This window comes from Pseudoalteromonas simplex (assembly GCF_015278155.1).
GTDB classification, from domain to species: domain Bacteria; phylum Pseudomonadota; class Gammaproteobacteria; order Enterobacterales; family Alteromonadaceae; genus Pseudoalteromonas; species Pseudoalteromonas simplex.
Window position 1 is genome coordinate 12768 of sequence record NZ_JADILN010000014.1, and the last position, 20344, is coordinate 33111.

The 20344-nt window shown below is 41.8% G+C and carries 18 protein-coding genes; 3 read left to right on the plus strand and 15 right to left on the minus strand.

Going from position 1 to position 20344, the window contains the following annotated elements:
- Nucleotides 1-68 precede the first annotated feature (68 nt).
- The 10 genes from IRQ78_RS18435 to glyA form a co-directional block, all read right to left on the minus strand.
- Nucleotides 69-3155: a ligand-binding sensor domain-containing diguanylate cyclase gene (locus tag IRQ78_RS18435; RefSeq protein WP_194442884.1), complete on the minus strand. Its 3087-nt coding sequence runs from the start codon at nucleotides 3153-3155 to the stop codon at nucleotides 69-71.
- A gap of 33 nt (nucleotides 3156-3188) precedes the next feature.
- Entirely contained in the window at nucleotides 3189-3674 is a 486-nt protein-coding gene (locus IRQ78_RS18440; RefSeq protein WP_062566077.1) for a phosphatidylglycerophosphatase A family protein, read from the minus strand.
- Nucleotides 3671-4645, minus strand: a complete 975-nt coding sequence (gene thiL, locus IRQ78_RS18445; RefSeq protein ID WP_194442885.1) for a thiamine-phosphate kinase — start codon at nucleotides 4643-4645, stop codon at nucleotides 3671-3673. Before thiL ends, IRQ78_RS18440 begins: the two co-directional genes overlap by 4 nt.
- A gap of 44 nt (nucleotides 4646-4689) precedes the next feature.
- Entirely contained in the window at nucleotides 4690-5100 is a 411-nt protein-coding gene (nusB, locus tag IRQ78_RS18450) for a transcription antitermination factor NusB (RefSeq protein ID WP_054552571.1), read from the minus strand.
- 15 nt (nucleotides 5101-5115) lie between these two features.
- Nucleotides 5116-5580, minus strand: a complete 465-nt coding sequence (gene ribH, locus IRQ78_RS18455) for a 6,7-dimethyl-8-ribityllumazine synthase (protein ID WP_054562661.1) — start codon at nucleotides 5578-5580, stop codon at nucleotides 5116-5118.
- A 105-nt stretch (nucleotides 5581-5685) separates the two neighbouring features.
- Nucleotides 5686-6801: a bifunctional 3,4-dihydroxy-2-butanone-4-phosphate synthase/GTP cyclohydrolase II gene (gene ribBA / locus IRQ78_RS18460; protein ID WP_138615817.1), complete on the minus strand. Its 1116-nt coding sequence runs from the start codon at nucleotides 6799-6801 to the stop codon at nucleotides 5686-5688.
- Between the two features lie 42 nt (nucleotides 6802-6843).
- Nucleotides 6844-7497, minus strand: a complete 654-nt coding sequence (locus tag IRQ78_RS18465) for a riboflavin synthase (RefSeq protein WP_194442886.1) — start codon at nucleotides 7495-7497, stop codon at nucleotides 6844-6846.
- 4 nt (nucleotides 7498-7501) lie between these two features.
- Nucleotides 7502-8641, minus strand: a complete 1140-nt coding sequence (ribD, locus tag IRQ78_RS18470; protein ID WP_194442887.1) for a bifunctional diaminohydroxyphosphoribosylaminopyrimidine deaminase/5-amino-6-(5-phosphoribosylamino)uracil reductase RibD — start codon at nucleotides 8639-8641, stop codon at nucleotides 7502-7504.
- A gap of 2 nt (nucleotides 8642-8643) precedes the next feature.
- Nucleotides 8644-9093 (minus strand): transcriptional regulator NrdR, encoded by a 450-nt coding sequence (gene nrdR, locus IRQ78_RS18475; protein ID WP_054552576.1) that lies wholly within the window; start codon nucleotides 9091-9093, stop codon nucleotides 8644-8646.
- A 106-nt stretch (nucleotides 9094-9199) separates the two neighbouring features.
- On the minus strand, nucleotides 9200-10456 hold the full coding sequence (gene glyA, locus IRQ78_RS18480; RefSeq protein WP_054552577.1) for a serine hydroxymethyltransferase: 1257 nt from the start codon (nucleotides 10454-10456) through the stop codon (nucleotides 9200-9202).
- Nucleotides 10457-10816: 360 nt separating this feature from the next.
- Here glyA and IRQ78_RS18485 point away from each other — a divergent pair, with 360 nt between their 5' ends.
- A complete protein-coding gene (locus IRQ78_RS18485; RefSeq protein WP_138615810.1) occupies nucleotides 10817-11116 on the plus strand; it encodes a hypothetical protein in 300 nt (99 codons plus the stop codon).
- Nucleotides 11117-11180: 64 nt separating this feature from the next.
- On the opposite strand, the gene thrC is transcribed toward IRQ78_RS18485, so the two are convergent.
- The 4 genes from thrC to IRQ78_RS18505 all read right to left on the minus strand — a co-directional run bounded on the left by thrC (nucleotide 11181) and on the right by IRQ78_RS18505 (nucleotide 16438).
- Nucleotides 11181-12464: a threonine synthase gene (gene thrC, locus IRQ78_RS18490; protein WP_194442888.1), complete on the minus strand. Its 1284-nt coding sequence runs from the start codon at nucleotides 12462-12464 to the stop codon at nucleotides 11181-11183.
- An 18-nt stretch (nucleotides 12465-12482) separates the two neighbouring features.
- Nucleotides 12483-13409 (minus strand): homoserine kinase, encoded by a 927-nt coding sequence (gene thrB, locus IRQ78_RS18495; protein WP_194442889.1) that lies wholly within the window; start codon nucleotides 13407-13409, stop codon nucleotides 12483-12485.
- 9 nt (nucleotides 13410-13418) lie between these two features.
- A complete protein-coding gene (thrA, locus tag IRQ78_RS18500; protein ID WP_194442890.1) occupies nucleotides 13419-15836 on the minus strand; it encodes a bifunctional aspartate kinase/homoserine dehydrogenase I in 2418 nt (805 codons plus the stop codon).
- A 227-nt stretch (nucleotides 15837-16063) separates the two neighbouring features.
- A complete protein-coding gene (locus tag IRQ78_RS18505) occupies nucleotides 16064-16438 on the minus strand; it encodes a response regulator (RefSeq protein ID WP_138600400.1) in 375 nt (124 codons plus the stop codon).
- A gap of 238 nt (nucleotides 16439-16676) precedes the next feature.
- Between IRQ78_RS18505 and IRQ78_RS18510 the strand changes: the two genes are divergently transcribed.
- Nucleotides 16677-18440: a sensor histidine kinase gene (locus IRQ78_RS18510; RefSeq protein WP_054552582.1), complete on the plus strand. Its 1764-nt coding sequence runs from the start codon at nucleotides 16677-16679 to the stop codon at nucleotides 18438-18440.
- A gap of 90 nt (nucleotides 18441-18530) precedes the next feature.
- On the plus strand, nucleotides 18531-19439 hold the full coding sequence (gene rdgC, locus IRQ78_RS18515) for a recombination-associated protein RdgC (protein ID WP_054552583.1): 909 nt from the start codon (nucleotides 18531-18533) through the stop codon (nucleotides 19437-19439).
- 58 nt (nucleotides 19440-19497) lie between these two features.
- On the opposite strand, the gene IRQ78_RS18520 is transcribed toward rdgC, so the two are convergent.
- Entirely contained in the window at nucleotides 19498-20340 is an 843-nt protein-coding gene (locus IRQ78_RS18520) for an HDOD domain-containing protein (RefSeq protein ID WP_054552584.1), read from the minus strand.
- Between the last annotated feature and the right edge of the window lie 4 nt (nucleotides 20341-20344).

The following is a 20344-nucleotide window of genomic DNA, read 5'->3' on the forward strand; positions in this document are numbered from 1 at the left end:
GGCCTCCAATGCCTTATCTAGCCCTAGGTAAGGCATTTTTTATACCTGCTCACTTAGTTTAGAGAGTATTAACGCATCCAAATTTTAATATCGGCTAAACCATTGGCTTGCAGTGCGCTGAGTTGCTGATCAACATTGTTGCTTTGCTCGAACTCAAAGGCATCTAATTGCTCATCAAAGGTAATGTTTGCTACACCATCGCCACCGCGCTTTTTAACTTGATGCAGTGCGATATCGGCAAGGTTAACTGAGGTTTCCCAACCAATAACTTGGCCACCCAGTAAAGGTAATGGATAAAAAGACCAACCAATCGACGCAGTGATAGTGGTCGACTGCCCATTCGGTAATCTAAATGGGTTTGCTGCAATTGCTTCACATAAATCGGCCACATAATTGTCTATTGCTGTGCGTTTGAAATCACGTAGTAAGAGTAAAAACTCATCACCACTCCAACGCGCAACATAGTCAGAACCTTGAGTACGGCTATTCAACAAAGTCGCCATTTGCTGTAAACAGCTATCGCCTGCAAGTGGGCCATACGCATCATTAATGCGGCTGAAGTTATCAAAGTTTATTATTAATAGCACTAGCGACTTACCCTGCGCTTGCAATGACTGTGAGTTACGCTGGAAGTGTTCGATATCTTTAGGGAGCTGATCAAACAAGAAGCGACGGCTACGTAAGCCTGTAAGCTCATCTGAGTGACTAACTAGCTTAAGCTGTGAGTTCACTTGGTTAAGCTTATCGTTAGCTTCTCGAAGCTCTACGGTACGTTCTGTTACTAAGCTTTCAAGCGCTAATTGCTTACGTTTCTCTTGCGCTCTAAATACCCAAAACACGAGGTAGAACAGTAAAATAAAGCTGCTGGTGATCAAGAGTCTAAAATAAATAGTCTCATCAAAACGACGCGGCACTACAAAGCTGTACTCGGTACGACGTGCTTTTTGCCAATCTTCACCACGACGCTTTGCTTCAAGTTGGAACAAAAACGATCCCGGCGGTAAGTTGGTATAGATTGCCTCACGACGAGTATTGGCATAACGCCAGTCACTGTCTAAGCCACTTAAACGATAACGGAACTCGATACTTGAAGGGGCATAATAATCAATCGCGGTATATTTTAACGTTACATCGCGTTCATCAATTTGTAGCTCAGGCTTATTACCTAAAGTTGCGGTACTTAAATGACGAAGCGGCGTGATCAAGCTTTCAATGCGAGGCTTAAGTGCTTGTACACCAAACAGCTCAACGCTCTTTGGTATTTCTACCACACCTTGCAGACTTGGGTACCAAATAGAGTTGCCTGTGTCTGCTACAGCATCATGGCCAAGGCCTGCACAACATTGACTGGCTTTACCGTCAAGTTGACGGTCAAACGATGAGATCACTTGTTCTACTTTTAAACTTTCGATATCAGTACCAAACTGCTCTACAGGCATACGGTATACGCCTTTCATAGTACTGACCCAAATACGTTTTAATTGCTTGTCGTAAACTAGACTGAAAATAGAGCCATACGGTAGACCATCGGTGGCATCTAACTGACGCCACTGCCCTTTGGTACTGCGATAAAATAAGCCATCGTTAAGTGAACCAATTAATATTCCCACTCCTTCGATATTCAAAATACTGGTGACGTAAGCACTTTCTAAACTAGTTTGGTCGCCAATTTTTTCAATCCCGCGGTCGGTAAAGTAATAAGCTCCTTTACTGGTACCTATTAAGCCAAAATTTTGCTCATCATGAACATAAGTAATAAATTTGCTGCTTAAGAAGGCATTGTATGCAAAAGGTGTTAAACCACCATAACTTAAGCGGTACATACCGCGGCCAGTACCGAGCCAAAATCCACCTTTGCTAGAACGGCTAATTGCAAATACTGGGTTATCGCGCAGCGCTCGCCCAGGCACCGTATACAGGTTTTGGTTTTCGTAATAAAACACACCGCGGCCTGTTGCGATGTACAAACGATCACCATCAAATTGTAAGTCGTGCACTGCTGCTCGACCAAACTGATTACTCGGAATTTGATTTACAAAATTCTTGTTGTAGTCGAAGTAGCCAACACCGCTACGGTTAGCCACCCATAATTTGCCATCAGGCGCTTGGCTAATCGCCATCACCGCTTCGGTCATATTTGAGATAGCTGAGTGACGTTCAATACGCCCTTCGTGAGCAAGCCATAAGCCTTCACTGAAGCTTGCCAGCCAAATGTTATTTTGATTGTCACGGAAAATATCGGCAAACCAAATGCTTTGATCGAGCTGGCTAGGTTCAACCCATTGCCAATCTCCTGAATTATTACGGAATAATAAGCGTCCATAAGTAGAGATCCATAGCGCGCCATCGGAGTCGCTCATAAACTTATAAACGGCAGAGTTACTGGCATTTGGCAGTGGGAATGGACGCAGTTCGTCATCTAAATCAAGAAAGTAGGCACCAAGCTCTGATGCAAGATACAAGTTACCTTCAAGCCACGCCATGTCATGAATAATGGTTTGCGCTAATCGTTCAGGTAGTGAAACCTTGGCAGTCAGCTCTAATCGTAATTTCGCAAAATCAGAAGAGGTATTAGTTAAACGCAATAAGTGACGCTCATTAACCAGCCAAATGCCTTCTGGCGACAATGCCATTTGACTCACCGAACCCACAATTTGCGTAATAGCAGTGGCATTAGATACAGGTACAATTAACGCGGAGTTTTGATTGAGTGTGACTTGATTTCGAGCAACATAATAAAGGCCATTCGCTGCAATCCAAATACTGCCTTTGGAATCTTCGAGAATATCGCGCACCGGACCTTTAACGTTAAAGGTTTGCGACATCATGGTTTTAGGATCAAGTGTTACTAAACCATTCTTGGTACCAACCCAAAGTAACCCTGTGCTATCGACTAGTAATTTATTGATACCATTACTTGGCAGGAAGTCGCTGTTTTGCGTATTGAAGTTAGTGAACGTATTACCATCAAAGCGGCTTAAGCCAAACTGAGTACCCAGCCACATATAGCCTTGCTCATCTTGAGCAATACTTTTTAATGATTGCGATGGCAAGCCATTTTGGATGTTCCACTGTTTGACGACATAGTCAGTAATAGATGCAAACGCAGGCAAGCTGCAAAGCATCAACAAACAGACAACTAGAAATCGCATCATATACTTGCCACCAAGTAACACTTAACTCATCGTTTAAAAAGGCAAATAGCCTGCTTTAAACAAGGCTTGAACACAAATTAATGAAAAAATACCTGCTAAAATATCATCAGCCATGATGCCCAAGCCCCCGTGTAAACGTCTATCTAAAATTCTGATAGGACCTGGTTTAGCGATATCAAAAAAGCGGAACAATAAAAAACCAACCAACAGTGACTGCCAACTCAGTGCAGCACCAATCATGGTGATATAATAACCAGCAACTTCATCCCAAACAATGGCTGGATGATCATGCACCCCTAAGTCATCTGCTGTTTTACCACATGCCCAAATACCAAACACGCTGATCACGACAGCAAATACAATTTGTAACCAAAGCGGAAAATACATTGTGGTGAAAATAAATGGCAAGGCAGCAAAGGTACCAAAGGTGCCTGGCGCTTTAGGGGCAAGGCCTAAGCCAAAACCCAGACCAAAAAATTGGTGTGGGCGTTTTAAATTGAATAAACGGTTACTGCTCAAACCGGCTCCTTTGTAAAGTGCTGAAAGCCTTTTCCTTGGTAGTTAAACTTTTCGCCGTCAAGCAATAGCTCAATCTCACCTTCGCCACTTTTAATTTGACCTACACAGCTTGCTTCTACACCATATTGGCGCAGTTTCATATCAACCATGCTTTTATTGCTTTCTGGCACAGTAAACAGCAACTCATAGTCGTCACCGTAATTTAAGATATAATCAAACTGCTCGGCACGTGGAATCGACGAATTTAATGCATCAGAAACAGGCACTTTATCGACATTGATCACTGCACTAACTTGCGATAGCGCTAAAATATGGCCTAAATCTGCCAACAAGCCATCAGAAATATCGATAGCCGCAGAGGCAGCGCCTCGCAAAACCTGACCGGCTGCTACACGTGGCGTCGGATAATCAAAACGATTATTTAAATAGCTTAAGTGTTCAGGGGCGATATCGAGGCCTTGTTTACGGGCTTCAATGGCTACACCAGCATCACCTAACGGACCAGTTACATAAATCCAATCGCCCACTTTAGCACCGCTACGGCGCAGTGCTTTGCCTTCAGGCACGATGCCTTTAGCACAAATCGTAATAGTTAAAGGACCTTGAGTGGTATCACCACCAATGATTTGCACATTGAAGTACTCTGCAATTTCATGCATGCCTTCAGTGAACTCTTCAAGCCACTCTATATTTGCTTCAGGCAAAGTTAGGCCTACCGAAATCCACGTAGGTTCAGCGCCCATTGCCGCAAGATCACTTAAGTTAACAGCTAAAGCTCGATGCCCAAGAGCACGCGCAGAGATGTCATCAAAAAAGTGTACGCCCGCAACTAAAGTATCTGTTGTTACCGCCAATTGACAGTTTTCAGGCACAGTTACTAAGGCACAATCGTCACCAATACCTAGGTTCACATCACGGCGAATAATGCCACGGCCCTTAAAGTAACGATTGATTAATTCAAATTCCTTCATACACAAAAAAGCCGGCCCAAGCCGGCTCTCCTTTACGGGGTTACTTACTTACGCAGTTCTTTCACTGCTTTATCAAGTACACCGTTGACAAATTTATGGCTGTCTTCAGCACCAAACATCTTAGCAAGCTCAATGCCTTCATTGATTGCCACTTTGTAAGGTACGTCTTCACGGAATTTCAGCTCATAGCCAGACAGACGTAAAATTGCTTTTTCGACCATGTCTAACTCATCAGCTGGGCGTGCTAAATGTGGTGCAACGATTTCATCTAATTGCTTACAGTTAACAACAACACCGCGTGCTAGGTCTTTGAAATATTCGACGTCGATCTTAGTCACATCATTTTCAATTAACATTTGCTGTTCAATATCAGCAATTGGGTTGCCGCTTAACTGCCAAGAGTATACGGCTTGAAGTGCTAAGATACGTGCTTTACGTCTTGCTGCTGGTTTCACAGAGATTCCTTAAACTTAAATTTTGTCTAACACATTAACCATTTCAAGCGCACCTAAAGCAGCTTCGCCGCCTTTATTACCCATTTTGGTACCTGCGCGCTCAATTGCTTGCTCAATGCTTTCAGTGGTTAATACGCCAAATGCAACCGGGATATCGTACTCAAGAGATACTTGTGCAAGACCTTTGTTTGATTCGCCAGCGACTAAATCAAAGTGTGGCGTACCACCTCTGATCACGACACCTAGAGCGATGATTGCATCGTGTTCTTTCTTTGCTGCAACGCGTTTCGCTGCTAAAGGTAATTCAACGGCACCTGGTACGTAAACAACAGTAATGTCGTCTTCAGAAACACCACCTGTGCGCTTAAGCTCATCAACAGCACCTGCTAATAGGCTGCTACCAATAAAGTCATTAAAGCGAGAAATGACAATGGCAAATTTTTTGCCCGGTGCGTATTTGTTACCTTCAATAATTTTCATTTAATAACCCTAAAAAATAAGTTTAAGCGGTTGCGATTGCGCAAAAATTACGGCGCATAATACCACAAAAATATAAAAGTAGCCTAGTAAATCTATTTTCCCAAATTAAGAGCGAGGCTCAACATAGTCAACCACTTCTAAGTGGAAACCAGATAGCGCGTGGTACTTCTTAGGACGGCTCATTAAGCGCATCTTTTCAATACCTAAATCAGCCAAAATTTGCGAACCAACACCCACAGTACGCGAGGTACCTTGGAATTTACGATGACTGACATTTTCGCCCGCATCTTCAGCGGCAAAGGCTTTAACGGTTGCTTCTAAATCTTCAGTTGATTCTTGTTTACCCAAGATAACCAGCACGCCGTTATGCTCAGCGATATAAGCCATAGCATCTGATAAGCCCCAGCTACGATCAGCACTTCTATCTGATAATAGAATATCGTTAAAGGTGCTTTGTAAGTGAACTCGTACTAACGTTGGCTCATCTTTCGATACTTCACCTTTTTGTAAAACATAGTGAAGCTGACCATCAATTGTGTCTTTGTAGGTCACTAAATCAAACTCACCATGATCCGTTGGTAGTTTACATTTAGCAACACGCTCAATGGTGGTTTCGTTTAGGTTTCGGTATTCGATTAAATCTGCAATAGTGCCAATCTTTAAGTCATGCTCTTTAGCAAATACTTCAAGATCTGGGCGACGGGCCATAGTGCCATCTGCATTTAGAATTTCAACAATCACAGATGAAGGTTCAAGACCTGCTAAACGTGCTAAATCACAACCCGCTTCAGTATGACCAGCACGTGTTAACACGCCACCAGGCTGCGCCATAATTGGGAAAATATGCCCTGGCTGTACGATATCGCTCGGTACGGCACCTTTAGCGATTGCGGCTTGTACAGTACGTGCGCGGTCGGCTGCTGAAATACCTGTAGTTACGCCTTTCGCCGCTTCAATCGACATAGTGAAGTTAGTTGAAAAAGCTGCACCGTTATTTTTAACCATCAGTGGTAATTCTAACTGCTGACAACGCTCTTGTGTCATTGTTAAACAAATTAAACCACGGCCGTGTGTTGCCATAAAGTTGATGGCATCAGCACTGATATGTTCTGCCGCGATAATTAAATCGCCTTCATTTTCTCGGTCTTCATCGTCCATTAAAATAACCATTTTACCGGCTTTAATGTCATCGATAATTTCTTGCGCGCTGTGTAAATTCATAATGTGCCCATGAGAGTATGATTAATAGTGACGTATCTTTGCTTACTTAATAAAGCCAGCTTGTGCGAGCAAGCTCATTGATATGTCTGAACGGGAAGGTTGTTCAGCCCCTTTAATTAGGCGCTCTAAATAGCGAGCAATCTGGTCAACTTCTAAGTTCACCTGAGTACCCACCTGAAATTCTGCAATCGTTGTTTGCTCAGCAGTATGTGGAACAATCGTTAGCTTAAAGCGATTTTGTTCAACCTCGTTGACGGTTAGGCTAATGCCATCAATACACACCGAGCCTTTGTACGGAATGTACTTCATTAAATCATTGTCAGTACTTAACCAATACTCAGTTGCACGAGCATTAGGACTAATACTTTCGACAGTAGCAATACCATCAACATGGCCTGACACTAAGTGCCCACCTAGGCGAGAAACCGGTTGCATAGCTTTTTCGAGGTTAACTGTTTGCCCTTTTTTATAATGTGCAAACCCAGTTAAGCTAATTGTTTCGTTTGATAAGTCAGCACTAAAACCATCGCTATGTTTAGCGACAACCGTTAAACACACACCATTGGTGGCAATACTGTCACCGAGCTTGACGTCTCCCATATCCAAATTAGCGCTTTGAATACGAATAGCTAGATCGCCTTGCTTTTGTGTTAGTTCAACAATTTTACCTGTTGCTTCAATAATTCCAGTAAACATAGTGCTACTCTTTATTTTCAATTTTTGTGGCTTGCTTTGCTTTTGTCGCTGTTAAGCGAATATCGTCGCCAATCATCACTGTGTCAGTAAAGGTCAATTCAGTGATATCACTCATCATGGTGACTTCTGCAAAGTTTAGTAAGCTTTTGCCCATATCACCTACTAACTTAGGGGCAATATAAACAATATATTCGTCAATTAAATCTTGCTCGGCAAACACCCCAGCAAGGGTTGCCCCCGCTTCGAGCCAAATATGATTAAATTGCAGTTCAGCAAGACGCTTTAAAACCGCCGATAAATCAACTTTATTGTTAACTGCTGGCACCACTTCGTGTTTAACAAAGTGAGGCCACTTGGTGTGATTATCAAGCGAAGTGGTAAAAATTATTACCGGGCTCTCGATGCTGAATAACGCAAGCTCAGGCGTTAACCTGTTTTGTGAGTCAATAATGATTCGGGTTGGTTGGCGCAAAGGCAACGAGGTTGGCATGGGAAATGGCAACTCATCAACACGGACATTAAGTTTTGCATTATCAGTAATAACGGTGTCTGCACCGGTTAAGATAGCGCAGCTTTGCGCACGAAATGCTTGCACATCTTGGCGCGCTTGAGGGCCTGTTATCCATTTACTTTGACCGTTATTTAGCGCAGTTTTACCATCTAAACTACACGCCATTTTACAGGTTACATATGGCAACCCAGTTTCCATACGCTTTAAAAAGCCTTTGTTTAAATCGCGCGCTTGTTGCTCAAGTAAGCCAGATGCCACACTAATACCAGCGTCAGCTAATATCTGCAGGCCGCGACCACTTACCGCAGGGTTTGGGTCAACCATAGCAGCAATCACCTTGCTTACACCCGCAGCTTTTAAACCTTCGGCACAAGGCGGAGTGCGTCCATAATGACTACAAGGCTCTAAAGTGACATAGGCAGTGGCGCCCTTTGCTTTATCGCCAGCTACAGCCAACGCATTCACTTCAGCATGGCCCTGCCCTGCGATTTGATGAAACCCTTCACCGACTATTTCGTCATCTTTAACCAGTACACAGCCAACATTCGGGTTTGGCGTGGTAGTAAAACGGCCGTGTTTAGCAAGCTCAATGGCACGCGCCATGTAAACAGTATCAAGTTCTGTAAACGACATGATTAATCACCTAAACGAGCGATTTCTTCTCCAAACTCGCGAATGTCTTCAAATGAACGATAAACCGATGCAAAGCGCACATAGGCTACTTTGTCGAGTTTTTTCAGCGACTCCATGATGCATTCGCCAATTAAATGGCTAGAGATTTCACGCTCACCGGTAGCACGAAGTTGAGATTTAATGATGTTAACGACTTCGTCGACCTGCTCAGTGCTCACTGGGCGTTTCTCTAAAGCGCGATGCAAGCCATTCAGTAACTTGTCTTCGTTAAATGGTTCGCGGCTACCGTCTTGCTTGATGACTCTTGGCATCACAAGTTCAGCGCCTTCAAAGGTGGTAAAGCGCTCATGGCATTCGTTACATTCACGTCGACGTCTCACTTGGTGACCACCGCCAACAAGTCGAGAATCAATTACTTTAGTATCTTTTGCGGTGCAAAAAGGGCAATGCATAGGGTTCTAGTTCCGTTTATAAAAAACAAAAAGGCCGCTTAGTAAGCGGCCTTTATGATAGCAAAAAACAACGCTATTGTTATCTTAATTACGGTTTAACCAGTAATTAAGCGTAAACTGGTAATTTTTTACAGATAGCTTTAACTTTCTCTTTTACTTCTGCTTGTACTGACTCATCGTTGATGTTGTCTAGTACGTCACAGATCCAGCCAGCAAGCTCTTTTGACTCAGCTTCTTTGAAACCACGGCGAGTAATAGCCGGAGAACCAATACGAAGACCAGACGTTACAAACGGTGAACGTGGGTCGTTTGGTACTGAGTTTTTATTTACAGTGATGTTAGCGTTACCTAGAGCAGCGTCAGCATCTTTACCTGTGATATCTTTATCGATTAGGTCTAGAAGGAATAAGTGGTTGTCTGTTTTACCAGAAACAACTTTGTAGCCACGCTCTTGCAGTACTTCAACCATAGCTTGAGCGTTCTTAACAACTTGTGCTTGGTACGCTTTGAATTCTGGTTGTAAAGCTTCTTTGAAAGCAACCGCTTTAGCAGCGATGATGTGGCATAAAGGACCACCTTGACCGCCAGGGAAAACGGCGCTGTTTAGCTTTTTGTAGATCTCTTCATCACCACATGCAGAAACGATTAGACCGCCACGAGGACCCGCTAATGTTTTGTGAGTTGTTGTTGTAACAACGTGTGCGTGAGGGATTGGACTTGGGTATACACCCGCTGCGATAAGACCAGCAACGTGAGCCATATCTACGAATAAGTATGCGCCAACTTTATCAGCGATTTCACGGAATTTAGCCCAGTCAACAACGCCTGAGTATGCAGAGAAACCAGCGATGATCATTTTTGGCTTGTGCTCTAATGCAAGTGCTTCAACTTGAGCATAATCAATTTCGCCTGTTTCGTCGTTTAGGCCATATTGAATTGCATTGTACGTTTTACCAGAAAAGTTAACGTGTGAACCGTGAGTTAAGTGACCACCATGAGCTAAGCTCATACCTAGTACTGTATCGTGCGGCTGAAGAAGTGCTTGGAAAACAGCTGCGTTTGCTTGTGAGCCCGCATGCGGTTGAACGTTAGCGTAATCTGTGCCGAATAATTCGTTTGCACGGTCAATTGCTAATTGCTCAACAACATCAACATGCTCACAACCGCCATAGTAACGTTTGCCTGGGTATCCTTCAGCGTATTTGTTGGTAAGCTGAGAACCCTGCGCTTCAAGTACGCGTGGGCTACAATAGTTTTCAGACGCGATCAGTTCGATATGCTCTTCTTGACGAGCCGTCTCTTTAGTGATGGCTGCAAATAACTCTGGATCGAAATCCGAAATATTCATGCTACGTTCTAACATGGGGTCTCCTAAGGCAACGTGTATGGTGTTTTTTGAAGGCTGTATTGTACGCTTAAAACGCACTTTTGCCTATCTTGTAAAGATGAACATATTTAAACAGGGATTGAATTTATTTCACAGTGTTTTAATAATGATATTTTTTTATTGATACATAACAAAAATTTATATATTTAAAATATTTCATAGATATTTAAAATGTTATTTCAACGAAAAACCGCCCGATTAAATTGCGTTTTTATAGGGACAAACTAAGCTTATGGGACTAGTCAATATCAAGGATGGTATAAGTACATGTTAGCTAAACCAATATATGAATTAGTCCCCTACGGATATTTTTTTCTTGGCATAAGCTGTATCGCATTGGCAAATAATTATGTACCAACTCTCATCGGTGTAATCTTATTTTTATTAGGTGCTAATATTTGGCGGATGCGTTCAGAAGCCAGAAGAACCGATCATTCAAGCCAGCGTGTTAAACAAAAAAAACGTCGCTATTACTATGAATTTAAACCCTTTATCATTTTTATTTCGGCATTCACCTTGATGCAATGGACGCACAGTGAACTCGTCTCGATGATCAGTATTTTGCTGTGTATTTCGGCCGGGGTCATTCTTATCATGCGGGTTTTAAACCGACATAGTCATTCGTTACTTCATTAAAGGCTTCATTAAAAGACTGCATTAAAAAGAGCGGCTTAGCCGCTCTTTATACCTTTATTAAGCACTAAGCTAATTTATTAAACAGCTCAGTGCGAAGCAATTGATAATCAAACTTAATATCTTCAGCTAAACACTGTTTTGCTAATGCATCTGCTAGTGGTTTCGGCATAGGCAATTCGATGTCTAAAATTTGCTCTACGCTGTCTTTGAATTTAGCTGGGTGTGCAGTCGCTAAAAAGATACCTGCACTGCCATCGGCTAGATTTTCTTTCAAGCCCTGATAAGCAATTGCAGTATGAGGCTCTGCGATGTAACCGGTTTGATGAATTTTTTTCATCACTTCTTTTGTTTCTTCTTCACCAACACAGCTTGAATAAAAGTCATTATAACTAAACCATTCGTTATCCAACATAAACTGAACACGCGGCCAGTTATTCGGTTTACTTACATCCATCGCGTTCGATAGTGACTCAAGCGTATCATTCGGTGCCCACTCTTTATTTTGTAAGAAACGTGGCACCGTGTCGTTTTGGTTAGTTGTAGCGCTTAATTTCGCTACTGGCATACCAAGCACAGCACCGATCATCGCGGCACACACATTACCAAAGTTACCACTTGGAACTGAGATATGCGCTTTACTACGCTGCTCTTTTGGTAATTGAGCAATCGCTTCAAAGTAATAGCAAACCTGTGCAACTAAACGGCTGATATTAATTGAATTTGCTGAATTCAGACCAAGCTTTTGTTTCACTTCATCATCTAAAAACGCCTGTTTTACCATGCTTTGACAATCATCAAAGCTACCATCAACCGCATAGCAGTGAATGTTGTTGCCTAACGTTGTGAATAGCTTTTGCTGCGCTAATGAAATTTTACCTTTCGGGTATAAGATCACGACATCGATATTTGGCTTATTATAAAATGCATGGGCAACTGCAGCCCCTGTATCGCCTGATGTAGCCGTTAAAATCGTGACTTTTTCACCCTGATTAAATTGCGCAAGACACTCAGCCATAAAACGGCCACCAAAGTCTTTAAACGCAAGCGTTGGGCCATGAAATAATTCAAGACAATAAATATCTTTTTCTACTTCAACTAACTTCACATCAAAGTTAAACGCATTTTGCACCATCTGTGCAACGGTATCGGCAGGAATCTCGTCACCAATCAGGTGCGATAAAATCTTACTGCTACGGCTCACAAAGTCTAAATCAAGTAACTTATCAATGTCTTGAATTGGTGTAAGGCTATTAGGGAAGAATACACCTTGATTACGCCCTAAACCCGTTTTTACCGCTTCAACAAACGACACCTGTTGTGTTTCATCTTTTAAATTATGTAATTGCATGTTTATTCCTTAAATTCTTTAAAGCTGTCGTGTGCCAAGCTGATCAAGTTGGCAGATGTGGCAGAAGCCCTGCTCATTGATGTAATAATCATTCAGCCAAGCTGCACACTGCTTAGCAGCTTCCAGGCTCTTACACACGGTAAATAATGTTGGGCCCGCACCAGAAATGCTGACAATCTCTGCACCAAGTTCTGGCAAGGCACTCTTTGCTTTGGCAAAGCCTTGAATGAGCGGTGCGCGATGTGGCTCAGCGATTTCATCACTCATAATGGAAAGCGCTGCGTCAAAGCGACCTGTAAGCAATAAGCTGCTAAATGCAGAAAGTCGCTGTGCGAACTCAACACTGTCGTGCATTGATAATTGCGTTGGCAAGACCGAACGCGCTTTTGCGGTATTCAGTGAAAATCCCGGAAAAGCCGCTACGTAATACCATTGATTATCAACAGGTAACGAAATTGACTTGTTGGGAATGAGTTCACCAGTTAATTGCAAGCCACCTAAATAACAGGGTGTGATGTTATCGTAATGACGACCGCCACTAACAATGGCTTCAAAATCAGCCATCAACTCGATAAGTTGCTCTTGAGATAAGCTGGTTTCAGCGAACTTATCAAGGGCTGCAAACGCAGCCACCACAGAACAGGCACTCGAACCTAAACCTGAACCAATTGGTAGGTTCTTTTTAAGCTCAAGTTTTACCGCTGGCATAGTCGGTGCAACGTGTTCTTTAAAATGAATTAAACATTGATAAGCCAAGTTTTCTTCAGCATTAGCAGGCAGTTTGTGGGCATAGTCGCCAGAGCAGACAAAAGTATCTTGCTCAGCGGCACTCACCTCTACAACATCGCCTAATAAGGTGCCATCGATAGGTGCTAGCGCAGCACCTAGCGCATCAAAGCCGACAGCAAAATTCCCGATTGAAGCGGGTGCATATACACGGATCATGACCAGCTCCTAACGTGTTAACGTTTTTAAAATATCAGCAAATACGCCTGCAGCCGTTACTTCAGCACCTGCGCCATAACCACGAATAACAAACGGACGAGGTTGATAATATTGACTTAAGATGGCCAGTGCATTTTCACCGTCACGGATATCATAAAGAGCATGGCTACTATCTACGGCTTCAATGCCTACTTTACATTGACCGTTTTCTATAGTACCCACATAACGAAGTACTTTACCTTCGCTTGCAGCACTTTGTATACGGTCGTTAAACTGTGCATCAAGTGATGGTAGTTTTGCCATGAAATCTGCTACAGAATCACCTTCTGCAAACCCTTTTGGTAAAACTGATTCAACTTCGATATCGCTTAGTTCTAACTCAAGACCCGATTCACGAGCAATGATCAGTAGTTTTCGAGCAACATCAGTGCCTGATAAATCATCACGCGGATCTGGTTCTGTAAAACCACTTTCTTTTGCTTTTAACGTGGCTTCGCTAAGTGATAAACCATCTTGTAGCGCACCAAACATATACGATAATGAACCCGACAAGATACCGCTGAACTTAATAAGTTCATCACCGGCACCAAAGAGTGATTTCAGGTTATCAAGTACTGGTAAGCCTGCACCTACGTTTGTTTCGTATAAAAACTTACGATTATTCTTCTGTGTCGCTACAACTAAATCTTGGTAGTAAGCATACGAGCTAGTATTGGCCTTTTTGTTTGCCGCAACAACGTGGAAACCGGCATTCAAGAAATCAACATATTGCCCAGCAAGCTTATCGGCTGAGCTACAATCTACGATCACAGGGTTAATTAAATGGTTTTGTTTAACAAATTGCTCGACCAAATTTAAATCAAATGCCTGCTCTGACACGGCTAATTTGTCTTGCCAACCATCAAAAGCAATGCCTTCTCTATCTAGATAAAGCTGCCTTGAATTAGCAACACCGTACAAGTTCAGTTTAATATTACGTTTTTCAAGCCATGCTTGTTGACGCTTTAACTGCTGGATAAGTTCTTGACCTACTAAGCCACAGCCAAGTAAAAACACATCGATTGAAGGAATGTGAGTAAAGAAGTTCTCATGGCACACTTTCACTGCGTCGTTGCATAGTTCACCATCGATAACCGCTGAAATAGCACTCTCAGTCGAGTCTTGTGCAATAGCAACAATGTTAACCTGCGCTTGAGCTAATGAAGCAAAGAACTTAGCTGCTAAGCCTTTGTGCGCACGCATGTTATCACCAACTAGGGTTACAATCGCAAGGTTACGCTGTACTTGAACTGGTTCGATTAAACCGGCTTGTGATTCTAATTCGAAAGCAATTTGTAATGCTTCTAGAGCAAGTGATAGGTCGCTCTCATGCACACAGAAACTGATACTAAATTCACACGAAGATTGTGTGATTAGTACAATTGACACATTGTCATGCGCCAATGCATTAAATACTTTTGATGCCATACCCACTTTGCCTTTCATACCTGGGCCAGACACCGTTAACATAGCGAGGTTTTGTAAACTTGATAGCGCTTTAACAGGCTCGTTCGACACACTGTCGTTACTGATCACTGAACCTTCAGCGCGTGGGTTATGAGTATTTTTGATCTCACACGGCACACCTGCTTTAGCACAAGGTAAAATCGTTTTCGGGTGTAATACTTTCGCACCAAAGTAAGACAGCTCCATTGCTTCTTTATAAGATAAAGAATCAACCTTAGATGCTTTTTTGATATAGCGCGGGTCAGCATTGTAAACACCGTCAACATCAGTCCAGATCTGGCATACATCAGCTTCTAGGCATGCTGCCGCAATAGCTGCTGAGTAATCTGAACCATTGCGACCAAGTGTTGTTAGTTCCCCCTGCTCATTGGCAGCAGTGAAACCCGGCATGATATAAATTGTGCTCGGTGCCGCTTTTAATGCAGCTTGAAAACGTAACTTACTTGCGGCCAAGTCAGCTTCAGCATCAATGTAGCCACCTACAGATGCAATACAGTCTGTTGCTTCTAAATAACGAGCATTACTTTCGTTAAGCATACACTCCATCAAGGCAACACTAACGCGCTCACCAAAACTAATTGCATAAGCACGTACTTGGTCTGGGCAACACTTCAAAAGTGCAACACCATCCAGTTTATTCTTAAGTTCGTTTAAATCAGGCCAATTCACTACCTGACCAAAGTCAGCTTCAACAGCAGCTTTTAATTGTTCACAGCGCGCAACCAATGCTTGCCATAACTCACTAAAATCTTGCCCCTGCTCTGCGGCGCTTGCTAATGCTACTAATGAATCTGTCATGCCACCTGGTGCTGACAGCACTAACAGCATTTCATCGCGTAATTCTTCTTTGACTAACTGAGCTACCTGTTGCAAACATGCGTAGTCGGCCAAGGACGACCCACCAAATTTTAATACTCGCATTATTTATGTTTCCTCATTCCATAAACGAAAAAGGCCTGTGTTCTAGTGAACACAGGCCTATAAATTTGTTGCACCGACCTATGCCACTATCCCGTAAGGATGATGGTTGTAATAATAATGGTCGTTGCGTGATTAAATGTTTTCATAGCCTTTAGACTGCCTTAAATGTAGCCAAGCTGTCAACCCTTAAAGAAAAGATAAATTATGCGCTTTTGTTATAAAAAATATTAATGAATACCAAATTTATGCAAAGTTGCTTTCAGTCGAACAATATCTATTGGCTTATCGATGAAATCAATGGCTCCCAAACTAACTACTTTTTGCTTCATTTGCGCTTGAATATCAGCTGAAATCACTATAACAAAGCACTCTATTTTCTCTGCTTTGATCGTTTCAAGTACAGCAACACCATCTAGCTCTGGCATAGTTAAATCCAAACACAATAGATCAAAGTTTTGCTCGCGTAGTAAAGCAAGTGCTTCTCGACCATTGGTTGCTTGTTGAATATCAGCACTTAAACAGTTACCTAAGCACCGAACTACTTGTTTGCGAGCTATACTTGAATCATCACAAACCAGTATTGAAAAATTAGGGTTATTCATGAATATAAAAATCTTCGCTGTAGCAAATACAACATCTAAAAAGGCTAAAGTAAAAGACGAGCGAAATTTATAACACACTTTTATTGGTGCAGTAAGGTTAAGTTTTTTTAAAAAATAGTAACAATTTATAAATACTCCAGTAAAAAAGGATTTATTTATTTATTTTTAACCGTTTATTAGCTAACTTTAGAACTAATTGAATGTATTACAAATGTAACCAAGGAGCTATGGGTATTCTATGTTACAGAAAAGCCTATCAAAAGAATTGTTAACAAATGTGCTCTCGGTCTACTTCTTACTCACTTTTGTAGTGACCTGTGGGCAGGTTATTGCTGAATATGTAAACACTAAAGATTACATTCGTGACGAATTAACCACTTTACAAAAAACATTTAGCCGTAGTTTAACCCGTGCAATTTGGGAACTTAACGATAAACAAACCATCACAACAGCTGAAGGCTTACTCGCAATTCCTATGATCGAAGGCATTATTGTGCGCGATGATAGTGGCGAGGTACTCTCACAATTAGGTCGCTCATTAGATATTCACGAGCTATATAGCCAGCAGTTAGTGCAAGAAGAAGCGATAATTGAAGATACACCATCCGGTTTATTCGGCTATACATTTCCGCTTATTTTTGAGTTTTCGGGTAAAACAACTCAAGTAGGCGATGTAACCTTATTCTCAAGCCGAGAAGTGGTATTTAGCCGCATCATGATCTCTATTTATTTTCTAATCGGTAACGCAATGATCAAAACCACCTTTTTGATCATACTTTTCTTACTAGCATTTAGAAAACGCTTAACTGAACCACTTGCGCAATTTACAGAACAAATTGAAGATCTTGAACTAAACGATTTAGAAGGTCGCCATATCGAGATCCACACAACTGAACACAACGAATTAAAAGTAATGGAAGAATCTTTTAACCGTTTAATAGATAAAGTTGTTCTCTACCGAGAAGAACTGGAACATACTCAGAAAGAGCTTGTACTTAGTAATGAAAAACTCGATCAACATAATTTACAGTTAGAGCAAGAAGTCGCGCGCAAAACATCTAACCTTAGCCAAGCGATGATGGATTTGCAGCAACAGAAATATGAATTAGAAAAACAAAAGCTAACACTGACTGAAGAGATAGACCTTCGTAAACAAACTGAACAAGAACTCATAACCAAGCAAACTGAGTTACAGCGCTATGTTGATGAGTTGAACTTAGCACAGGAGCGCCTAGTCGGCTCCGAGAAAATGGCTGCTTTAGGCGGCTTAGTTGCAGGTATTACCCATGATGTAAATACACCAATCGGGATTGGTGTGACTGCGACTTCATTTTTACAAGAACGTTTAGATCAGATTGAAGCGGCATACAAAGAAAAAACCCTATCACCAAAAGCGCTTGAAGAGTTTATTAATGACGCCAAGCAAAGCACTAGCTTACTTACTAGTAATTTAGACCGTGCATCAGAGTTGGTTGCAAGTTTCAAACAAATTGCAGTCGATCAAGCCAGTGAAGCAGTACGTACTATTAATTTCAAAGAGTATTTAGGTGAAGTGATCCGCTCTTTACATCCAAAACTAAAGAAAACATCTCATCATATCAATTTAGATTGCCCTGAAGATTTAACACTCAACCTGCCTGCAGGCGCTATTAGCCAAATTTTTACAAACTTGATCATGAACGCACTTATTCATGGCTTTGAAGGTATTGAAAGTGGCATCATAGATATCATAATTAAAGACGAAGAAGATGAAGTCGTTATCGACTTTAAAGATAATGGTAATGGTGTATCCGAACATCAGCTAGAAAAACTGTTTGACCCGTTCTTCACAACCAAGCGTGATCAGGGTGGCAGTGGGTTAGGTACTCATATCACTTTAAACTTAGTGAAGCAAACCCTTGGCGGTGATATAGAAGTAACAAGCGAAGTTGGAAAAGGCTTGCATTACCATATTAGTTTCCCAAAAAACATGCCTAAACCGCTTTCAATGTTTAACTCATAAGCAATTCGTACTGATGGCGAAATGATTCATTTCGGCATCAGTTTTTTATTGTTATGATTGGGCAAATTTATTGAAAGGATTAGCCTAATTATGTGGTTTAGTAACCTTATCTGCTACCGTTTTAAACAAGACGTTTCATACTCTCAAGAAGACTTCGACAAAGCCCTAGAACAAGATCTGTTCCGCTCATGTACAGGCCAAGAGCTTTCAACATTTGGTTGGACAAAAGCCTTTGGTAAGCATGGTCAAACTCTATCTCACTTCTCTCAAGACAGCATTTTAGTATGCGCTAAGCGTGAAGAAAAAGTACTGCCTGCGGCCGTTATCAACGAATTGGTTGCAGAGAAAGTTGAGCAAATCGAAGCGGAAGAAAACCGTCCGGTAAAGAAAAAAGAAAAAGACGAACTAAAAGAAAATATTCTGCACACTTTACTGCCTCAAGCATTTAAAAAGTCGAGCCTACAGTTTGCGTTTATTGACCAAAAGAATGGCTGGGTTGTCGTTAACAGCGCAAGCTTTAATAAAGCAGAAGAGCTCTTAGCCCTACTTCGTAAATCACTTGGCACGCTACCTGTCGTACCTGCATTTGCTAATTATGATTTAGATGTATTTTTAACAGATTGGTTAACTAATTTCAGCACTCCTGAAGGCTTCTCTATCGGTAACGATGCAGAGCTTGAAGAAGCCGATGACAGTGGTGCTCAGGTTAAATTGAAAGGCCATGACTTATCATGTGACGAAGTAAAGTCACACCTAGAAAATGGTAAGCGCGTAACTAAACTGGCTCTTGATTGGCAAGAACGCGTTAAGTTCATGCTACAAAACGATGGTTCGATTAAGCGTCTAAGCTATTCAGAAACATTAAAAGAAGAAAACGCCGACATTCCAAAAGAAGATATGGCGGTAAAACTTGATGCTGACTTCATCTTAGCGTCAGAAGAAATTAAACAGTTGCTAGAAGAGCTGACCCAAGGCTTAGGCGACGCTGAAGATTTATAAAATTAACCTAAATGTTAATTAACACAAAGCGCGACTTGGTCGCGCTTTGTGTTTTTAGCTATTCAGTAAAAATGGCTTTGACCTCATCAAGCATATCGTGATATTCGTCTTCATTAAATAACTCAAGCGATTCTATTACGCCTTTATCTACATATGTTTGCAATGCTGCCGATTTGTCAGAAACCTGCAAGATGCCTTCTAAAATCGCGCCAATACGAATAAAGTCAACATAGCATATATGCTCTGGACGATAGTTTGGATTTGCCCAGCTTTCAGCAACTTCGACGAACTCATCAGTAAAGCCCCAAGCACGCATAATTGCGCCACCTACTTTGCCTCCTAACTTTTGGATAGCGTGTGCTAAAAAACTTGGATTTGCAAAAACTTCAGGGTGCTTTTCAGCCTCAGTCAAAATTGGCAACACGCCTATGTTATAGACTAATGAAGCTAGCGTAATGGTATCTCGGTTCAGTGATGTTTGCTTATTTCGACGTAAGAAAAAGTCCATTAGAGTAATTGAGTGACATGCAACTTTAAGGGTTTTTTGCCATGCTTTATCCATATACCCTTTTATCAGCTCATTATGCGATACAAACAATTGTTCCATCGCCATTGCGGTGGCAATATTTTTGATTTGACGTAGACCAATTCGTGTGACGGCTTGATGAAGATTGGTGACTTTAACTGAGCGCCCCATAAATGCACTGTTGGCCACTTTAATCATTCGTGCCGATAACGCTGGATCATGGGAGATAACATCTGCCATATCCATCAAGTTTACTTCTGGGTTATCTGCTGCTTGCCTCACTTTTACTGCAACTTCAGGTAATGTCGGTAACACTAAAGTGTCATTATTTATTCTGTCGACCAATATGGTCAGTAATGCATTCTCTGTTGACATATGC